The following is a 7,508-nucleotide window of genomic DNA, read 5'->3' as shown; positions in this document are numbered from 1 at the left end:
CCGCGGCGGGCGCCGACGAGTAGGTGGCGCAGCCGGCGAGCGCGGCGCAGCCCGCCGCGCAGGTGCCTGCGAGCATCGCGCGTCGGTCGAACGTGGTGGTCATGGCGTACTCCGCTCTAGAACGTCAGGCCCTTGGTGCTGAAGAACCACACCGAGGAGGTCAGGAACAGGCCGGTGAGCAGCACGAACACCAGACCGCCGAACAGCGGCAGGGCCCAGCGGGGGGCGTCGCGCTTCGGGAGCAGCAGCATCTTCGCGGCGAACGCACCGTAGAAGAAGCAGCCGAACAACGAGTGAATCATGACCCGGGCGGACGAGTCCTCGTAGCCCAGGGCGTAGAGGCAGTGCACGGCGACCGGAATGGTCAGCAGCACCGCGGCGCGGCCGGACCAGCGGTGCAGGGTGGCCGTGCGCGGGCCCGCGGGACGGGTCTTCGCCAGTCGGCCGTACATCCGCATCGAGGTCCGCAGCTGGACCAGGACGAGGGCGAACGCCGCCGCGGTCAGCCAGCTCTTCGCCGCGAGGCCGGACGAGAAGCCTGCGATGCTGATCGCGGTTCCGGCGCCCTCGTGCAGCCGGGCGTAGACCCCGAGACCGACCGACAGCGCGATCCCGACGACCACGGGGACCAGCAGCGCCGCCGTCCGGCCGCGGCGCGGGGCGGCGGGCTGCTCCGCCTCCGGGGCGACGGGGGCGTCGAACTCGTCGTCGTAGTCCGGGCGGTCCCAGTCGTCGGCCGCGGGGCCGGTGTCCCAGCCGCTGCGGTCGGCGTGCGTCCAGAGGTCCTCGCGGTCCCCCTGCGCGGCCCAGGCCCGAGCGACCCGAGGGTCGGCGACCGGGTCGATCTCCGGCGGGCCCGGCTGTGCCGGGACGACGGGGATCACCTCCGTGCGGGGGTCGTCGCCGGGATCCACGTAGGCACCCGGGTCGTAGGCGGGGTCGTAGGCGACCTGCGGCGACACACCGGGGTGCGCGGCAGGCTCGGAGCCTGCCGGGTCGTACGCGGCGGGGTCCGTGACGGGGTGCAGGGCCGGGTGGGTGGGCGGGTCGTACGGGTTCGGCTCCACGGGGTCGCCGTGGTCGACGGCGGGGCCGGGATCGACGCGGTACGGGGAGGGAGGCATCTCGGGGTCCTTCGGGGTCAGGCGGAGCCGAGCCGGGTGAGGGTGGCGTGGTCGGTGGCCGGGCCCGTGGACCGCTTCGGCTGGGCCGAGAACGGCCAGCTCTTGTCACCGACCGACACCGTGCCGAGGACCGCGCCCTCGGTCGCGTTCGCGGTGAGCTCGCCGTCGACGCCGCTGAGCTGCAGCTCGCCGCCGTTGTCGGTGCCCTCGAACCACGACTCGATCTTCTTGCCGTCGCACACGTACGCGACGACCCGGCCGCCCTCCACGCCCACCGCGAGGGTGACCTCGTTGCCCGCGGAGCGCCCGGCGAAGGTGCCCGCCACGGCCGGTGCCGCCGTGGGCGCGGACCCGGTGGCCGTCTGGGGAGCCGCCTGAGGAGCAGCCGCCTGGGGAGCGGCCTGCTGGGGCGCGGCGGGAGCGCCGCCGTACGAGCCGCCGTACGCGTCGCCGGAGGAGTCGGCGGCGGGCGCCGACTGGGCCGCCGGGGTCACGGTCTGCTCGGCGGGGGCCGCCACCACCGTGTTCACGGCGAAGACGGAGACGCCGACCGCCAGTACGGCGAGGAGCGTCAGCACGGGGCCGTGTCTCTTCATGGGAGGTCCTGTTCTTCGCGGGGAGCGATTCACCTCGGGACACGGCTCCCGGGCCCGGACGGTTCACCGGATCCGGAGGAGAATTCGCGCTGAACCGTTCGGCTCGGCCGTCCGTGTCGCCGGTGTGGACTTCGCTACCCTCACCGCTCCCCGCCTCGTGCGTGGTCGTGAGGCACCGCAGGTCGGGGCACCGCAGGTCGGGGCACCGCAGGTCGGGGCAACCCAGTCGGAACCGGGAGCGTGCATGGTCGGGTCGTCAGGTCACCGGGCACGCGGGCGCACCCGCGAGGGGAAGGGCCCCCGGGATCCGGACGAGGCCCTGATCCGCGCGGTCTACGCGGAGCACGGGCGGGCGCTGCTGGCGTTCACCACCCGGCTGCTCGGGGACCGGGCGGCCGCCGAGGACGTCGTGCAGGAGGTCCTCGTGCGGGCCTGGCAGCACTCGGACGTGCTCACCAACGGCCGCGGCTCGGTGCGCAGCTGGCTGCTCACCGTGGCCCGCAACCTGGTCACCGACCGGGTCCGGGCCCAGCGGGCCCGGCCCGCCGAGGTGGAGGAGGAGGCCGCTCCCCCGGCGGCGACCCGCGACCACGCCGACAGCGTGGTCGACGCCCTCACCGTGCTCCCCGCGCTGGAACGGCTCTCGCCGGACCACCGGGACGTCCTCGCGGAGGTCTACTTCCGCGGGCGCTCGCTCCCGGAGGCCGCCGAGGTCCTGGGGGTCCCCACGGGGACCGTGAAGTCCCGCTCGTACTACGCGCTGCGCGCCCTGCGCAGCGCGCTCGGCCCGGCCGCGATGGACACCGAGGGGGTGCCCGCCTCATGACCACCTGTGGAAGCGTCGACGGTGGAGACCTGTCCGCCCACGTCCTGGGCCTGCTCGACCTCGACGAGCAGGCGGCGGTCGAGCGCCATCTCGAGACGTGCGCGCAGTGTCGCGCCGAGTGGGAGGACCTGCGTGACATGACGCGGACCCTGGACGAGCTCCCCGACGAGGCCCTCCTCGAGGGCCCGCCCGACAGCGACCTGGTGCTGCACCGTGCGCTGCGGGAGATCCGGGACGAACGCGCGCGCGAGCGCCGCCGCAGGCTGCTCACCCGCGGGATCGCCGCCGTGGTCGTGGGCGCCGCGCTGCTCGGCGGCGGGGTCGTGGCCGGTCGGACCCTCGCGCCGCAGGCCCCGACCTCCTCGGTCACGGCGTCGGGCCAGACCTTCGAGACCACCCAGGGCGTCGTCTCGGCCGCGATCACCGTGACGCCTGCGAACGGTTGGGTGCGGCTGGCGGCGAACGTCAAGGGCGTGCCCGCGGGCGAGCACTGCAGGCTCGTGGTCGTCGCGAAGGACGGCACGGAGGAGATCGCGGGCGGCTGGGTCGTGCCGCCGCAGGGCGAGGCGGGCGGCGTCCGCGTGGACGGGGCCGCAGGCATCTCCCCGGACCAGGTCAGGTCGGTCGTCGTCGAGAACTCCGCGGGCGAGCGGTACGCGACCGTGACCGTCTGAGCGCCGAGCTGGGCCCGAGGTGGGTGGGGATCACACTCCGCTGATGTTCTACGGGGTGTAGAAATGGATCCGGAACCTCTACAGCGCGTAGAAGTTCGGGAGGAGCCCCGCCATGGCACTGGACCTGGCCCGTTGGCAGTGCGGCATCACGACGATCTACCACTTCCTGTTCGTCCCGTTGACGATCGGGCTGTCCGTGGTCGTCGCCTCCCTCCAGACCGCCTGGCACCGCACCGGCCGCACCGAGTACCTGCGGGCCACCAGGTTCTTCGGCAAGCTGTTCCTGATCAACTTCGCCATGGGCGTGGTGACCGGGATCGTGCAGGAGTTCCAGTTCGGGATGAACTGGAGCGCGTACTCGACCTTCGTCGGGGACGTGTTCGGCGCCCCGCTGGCCATGGAGGCGCTGCTCGCGTTCTTCCTCGAGTCGACCTTCATCGGGCTGTGGATCTTCGGCTGGGACAAGCTCCCCCGCCGCGTGCACCTGGCCTGCATCTGGGCCGCCGCGATCGGCACGAACCTCAGCGCGTACTTCATCCTCGCGGCCAACGCCTGGATGCGGCACCCGGTCGGGTTCGCGATCGACCCGGTCACCGGGCAGGCCCGACTGACGAGCATCTGGGCCGTGCTGAGCAACGACCAGGCCTGGTCGACCTATCTGCACGTCGTCTCGGCGGCGTTCCTCGCCGCGGGCCTGTTCGTGGCCGCGGTCAGCGCCTACAAGCTGCTGAAGGACGAGGACCGGCGTGAGCACGAGCTGTTCCGCCGGACCCTGCGGACGGGGTTCGTGGTCACCGCGATCGCCGGTGTCGTCGTCGCGGTCTCGGGCGACCACCAGGCCAAGCTGATGGCGCAGTACGAGCCGATGAAGCTCGCGAGCGCCGAGGCCCTGTGGGACGACGAGCACGCGGCCGGGTTCTCGATCTTCGCCGTCGGCGACGTCCAGGACGGCCGCAACCACGTCAACGTCCAGGTGCCGGGGCTCCTCGCGTTCCTCGCCACGGGCGACTTCGCAGGCGACGTGCAGGGCATCAACGACATCCAGAGCCGCTACGAGCAGGTCTTCGGCCCCGGGACCTACATCCCGAACGTCGGGCTCCTGTACTGGGCGTTCCGGATGATGATGGGTCTGGGGACGGCGGGCGTGGCGGTCTCGGTCGTCGGGCTGTGGCTGACCCGGCGCGGGCGGCTGTTCCGCTGGGACTGGCAGTACCGACTCGTCGTGGCCGCCCTGCCCGCGGCGCTGCTGGCGAACGTCTTCGGCTGGATCCTCACCGAGATGGGCCGCCAGCCCTGGACGGTCGTGGGCGAGCTGCTGACCGCGCACAGCGTCTCCCCCGGGGTCAGCCTCACCGAGGTCGCGATCTCGCTCAGCGCGTTCACGCTGATCTACGCCGTGCTGGCGGTCGTCGAGTTCGGCCTGCTGGCGCGGTACGTGAAGGCGGGCACCGCGGCCGTCATGCCGTTCCCCGCGGACGACGCCGTCGAGCCCGAGAAGACCGACGACCGCGTCCCGGCGTTCGTCTACTAGGAGCCGATCATGGATCTCGCCGTCGTCTGGTTCGTCGCCATCGCCGTCCTGTGGACCGGCTACCTCGTGCTGGAGGGGTTCGACTTCGGCGTCGGCGCCCTGCTCCCGGTGCTGTCCCGGGACGACACCGACCGCCGCGTGATGATCAACTCGATCGGGCCCGTCTGGGACGGCAACGAGGTCTGGCTGATCACCGCCGTCGGCGCCACGTTCGCCGCGTTCCCGGCCTGGTACGCCTCGATGCTGTCCGGCTTCTACCTGCCGATGCTGCTGGTCCTGCTCGCGCTGATCGGCCGCGGGGTGGCCTTCGAGTACCGCGGCAAGGTCGACTCGGTCACCTGGCGGCGGCGCTGGGACGCGGTGATCGTCGCCGGCAGCACGCTGCCCGCCTTCCTGTGGGGGTTGCTCTTCGCCAACCTGGTCCGCGGGCTCGAGATGGGCCCCGACCACGTCGTGACGACGTCGGTGTTCGGCCTGTTCACCGGGTACGCGGTGCTCGGCGGGCTGCTCACGCTGACCCTGTTCCTGCTGCACGGCGCGGTGTTCCTCGCGCTCAAGACCGACGGTCCGGTGCGGCTGCGGGCGCGGTCGTTCGCGGCGTGGGCGGCGCTCGCGGTGCTGCCCCTGCTCGTGGCGTTCACCGGGTGGACGCAGGCGCGCAGCGGGACGGGCTGGACGCTGGTCCCGGCGCTGGTCTCGGTGGTGGCGCTCGCGCTGGGCGCAGGCCTGGTCCGGCGCGGCCGCGAGGGCTGGGCCTTCACCGCGACCGCGGTCTCGGTCGCCGCGCTGGCCGTGCTGGTCTTCGGCGCGCTGTTCCCCGAGGTCCTGCCGTCGAGCACCGACCCGGCCTTCGCGCTGACCGTGCGGAACGCGGCGTCGGCGCCCTACACGCTGACGGTGATCAGCTGGGTGACGGTGGTGTTCCTGCCGCTCGTACTCGGCTACCAGGCCTGGAGCTACTGGGTGTTCCGGAGGCGGGTGAGCCGCGACCACATCCCCGCGGCGCACTGACGATGGTCGACTCCGCACGCTCCGTCTCCACGATGAGACCCCTCGATCCCCGACTGCTCAGGACCGCGAGCGCCGTCCGCACCCACCTGCTCGTCGCGGCCGTGTGCGGGGCGGCCCTGACCGGGCTGATCCTGCTGCAGGCCTGGCTGGTGGCGCAGGTGCTCGCCGGCGTGGGTTCCGGGCTCGGCGGACTCGGCGCGCTGATCGGGGCGGTCGCCGTCGTGGCCCTCGCCCGGGCCGGGCTCGCGTACGGCGCGGAGGCCGCGGCGCTGCGCAGCGCGGCGAAGGCCAAGTCGCAGCTGCGCAGGCGGCTCGTCGACCACGCCACGACCGGCACCCCCCGCAACGCGGGCGAGCTGGTCACCCTCGCCACCCGGGGCCTCGACGCGCTCGACGACTACTTCGCCCGCTACCTCCCCCAGCTCGTCCTCGCCGTCCTGGTGCCGGTGGCGGTGCTGGTCGTCGTCGCGGGGGCGGACTGGGTCTCGGCCGTCGTCATCGCGGTCACCCTGCCGCTGATCCCCCTGTTCATGGCGCTGGTCGGGATGCACACCCAGGCCCGCACCGCGCGGCAGTGGGCGCTGCTGGAGAAGCTGGGCGGGCACTTCCTGGACGTCGTCGAGGGCCTCCCGACGCTCGCCCTGTTCCGCCGGGCCAAGGCCGAGGCCGCGCTCGTCCGGAAGGTCACCGACCAGCACCGCGAGGCCACGATGGGCACGCTGCGGGTGGCGTTCCTGTCCGCCTTCGTGCTGGAGGTGCTGGCCACGCTCGCCGTCGCACTGGTGGCCGTGGAGATCGGGTTCCGGCTGCTCTACGGACAGCTGGACTTCGCGACCGCGCTGTTCGTGCTGATCCTCGCGCCCGAGGCGTACCTGCCGCTGCGCGAGGTCGGCGCCCGGTTCCACGCGTCGATGGAGGGGATCGCCGCGGCGGAGCAGGTGTTCGCGGTGCTGGACTCCCCCACCGGTGCCGCCGCGGGCCGCCGACCCGCCCCGCGCGGGGACCTGGTGTTCGACGGCGTGACCGTCCGGTACCCGGAGCGCACCGCCCTCGACGGCCTGGACGTGCGACTCCCCGCCGGGCGCACCACCGTCGTGACCGGGCCGAGCGGGGCGGGCAAGTCCACGCTGCTGGGGCTGCTGCTGCGGTTCACCGCACCCACCGCGGGCCGGATCACCGTCGACGGGGTGGACCTCGCCGACGTCGACCCCGCGGCCTGGCGCCGGGAGATCGCCTGGGTGCCGCAGGATCCGCACCTCTTCGCCGACAGCCTCGCCGACAACATCCGGCTCGGCGCACCCGACGCGTCGATGGACGACGTCCGGCGGGCGGCCTCGGCCGCCGAGCTGGACGAGGTCGCCGCCGCGCTCCCCGAGGGGTTCGCGACCCTCCTCGGGGAGCGCGGCACGCGGTTGTCGAGCGGGCAGCGCCAACGGGTCGCCCTGGCCAGGGCCTTCCTGCGGGACGCCCCGATCGTGCTGCTCGACGAGCCCACCGCCCACCTCGACCCGGCCAACGCCGCCGCCGTCCGACGGGCGGTGAGCAGGCTCGTGGAGGGCCGCACCGCGGTGATCGTGACCCACGACCCGGCCTGGACGGAGGCGGACCACCACGTCCGGCTGAGTCCCGCGGACCGCGCCGACGGCACGAAACGTGCACCCACACCGCCCAGCGACCCCGCTGACCCCGCTGACCGCGCTGACCGCGCTGACCGCGCTGACCGCGCTGACCGCGCTGACCGCGCTG

The 7,508-nt window shown here is 73.5% G+C and carries 7 protein-coding genes; 5 read left to right on the top strand and 2 right to left on the bottom strand.

What is annotated here, in order from left to right; genetic code table 11:
• Positions 1-116: 116 nt before the first annotated feature.
• On the bottom strand, positions 117-1,124 hold the full coding sequence (locus tag ABD993_RS18265) for a DUF6529 family protein (RefSeq protein WP_345419537.1): 1,008 nt from the start codon (positions 1,122-1,124) through the stop codon (positions 117-119).
• Positions 1,125-1,141: 17 nt separating this feature from the next.
• On the bottom strand, positions 1,142-1,720 hold the full coding sequence (locus tag ABD993_RS18260; protein ID WP_345419535.1) for a hypothetical protein: 579 nt from the start codon (positions 1,718-1,720) through the stop codon (positions 1,142-1,144).
• A 244-nt stretch (positions 1,721-1,964) separates the two neighbouring features.
• Here ABD993_RS18260 and ABD993_RS18255 point away from each other — a divergent pair, with 244 nt between their 5' ends.
• From ABD993_RS18255 to cydD, 5 genes are all read left to right on the top strand, one after another.
• Complete coding sequence (locus ABD993_RS18255) at positions 1,965-2,546, top strand: sigma-70 family RNA polymerase sigma factor (RefSeq protein ID WP_345419532.1); 582 nt, start codon at positions 1,965-1,967, stop codon at positions 2,544-2,546.
• Positions 2,543-3,220 carry an anti-sigma factor family protein gene (locus ABD993_RS18250; protein WP_345419529.1) on the top strand — a complete coding sequence of 226 codons (678 nt, stop codon included), beginning with the start codon at positions 2,543-2,545 and terminating at the stop codon, positions 3,218-3,220. Before ABD993_RS18255 ends, ABD993_RS18250 begins: the two co-directional genes overlap by 4 nt.
• A gap of 112 nt (positions 3,221-3,332) precedes the next feature.
• Positions 3,333-4,751, top strand: a complete 1,419-nt coding sequence (locus tag ABD993_RS18245; protein ID WP_345419527.1) for a cytochrome ubiquinol oxidase subunit I — start codon at positions 3,333-3,335, stop codon at positions 4,749-4,751.
• 9 nt (positions 4,752-4,760) lie between these two features.
• Positions 4,761-5,762: a cytochrome d ubiquinol oxidase subunit II gene (gene cydB, locus ABD993_RS18240; protein ID WP_345419524.1), complete on the top strand. Its 1,002-nt coding sequence runs from the start codon at positions 4,761-4,763 to the stop codon at positions 5,760-5,762.
• Positions 5,763-5,794: 32 nt separating this feature from the next.
• The coding region (gene cydD, locus ABD993_RS18235; RefSeq protein ID WP_345419521.1) for a thiol reductant ABC exporter subunit CydD at positions 5,795-7,508 on the top strand (1,714 nt) is incomplete at its 3' end.

It is taken from the genome of Pseudonocardia xishanensis, from assembly GCF_039541715.1.
Classification (GTDB): Bacteria; Actinomycetota; Actinomycetes; order Mycobacteriales; family Pseudonocardiaceae; genus Pseudonocardia; species Pseudonocardia xishanensis.
This window is presented reverse-complemented; position numbering and strand designations above follow the sequence as displayed.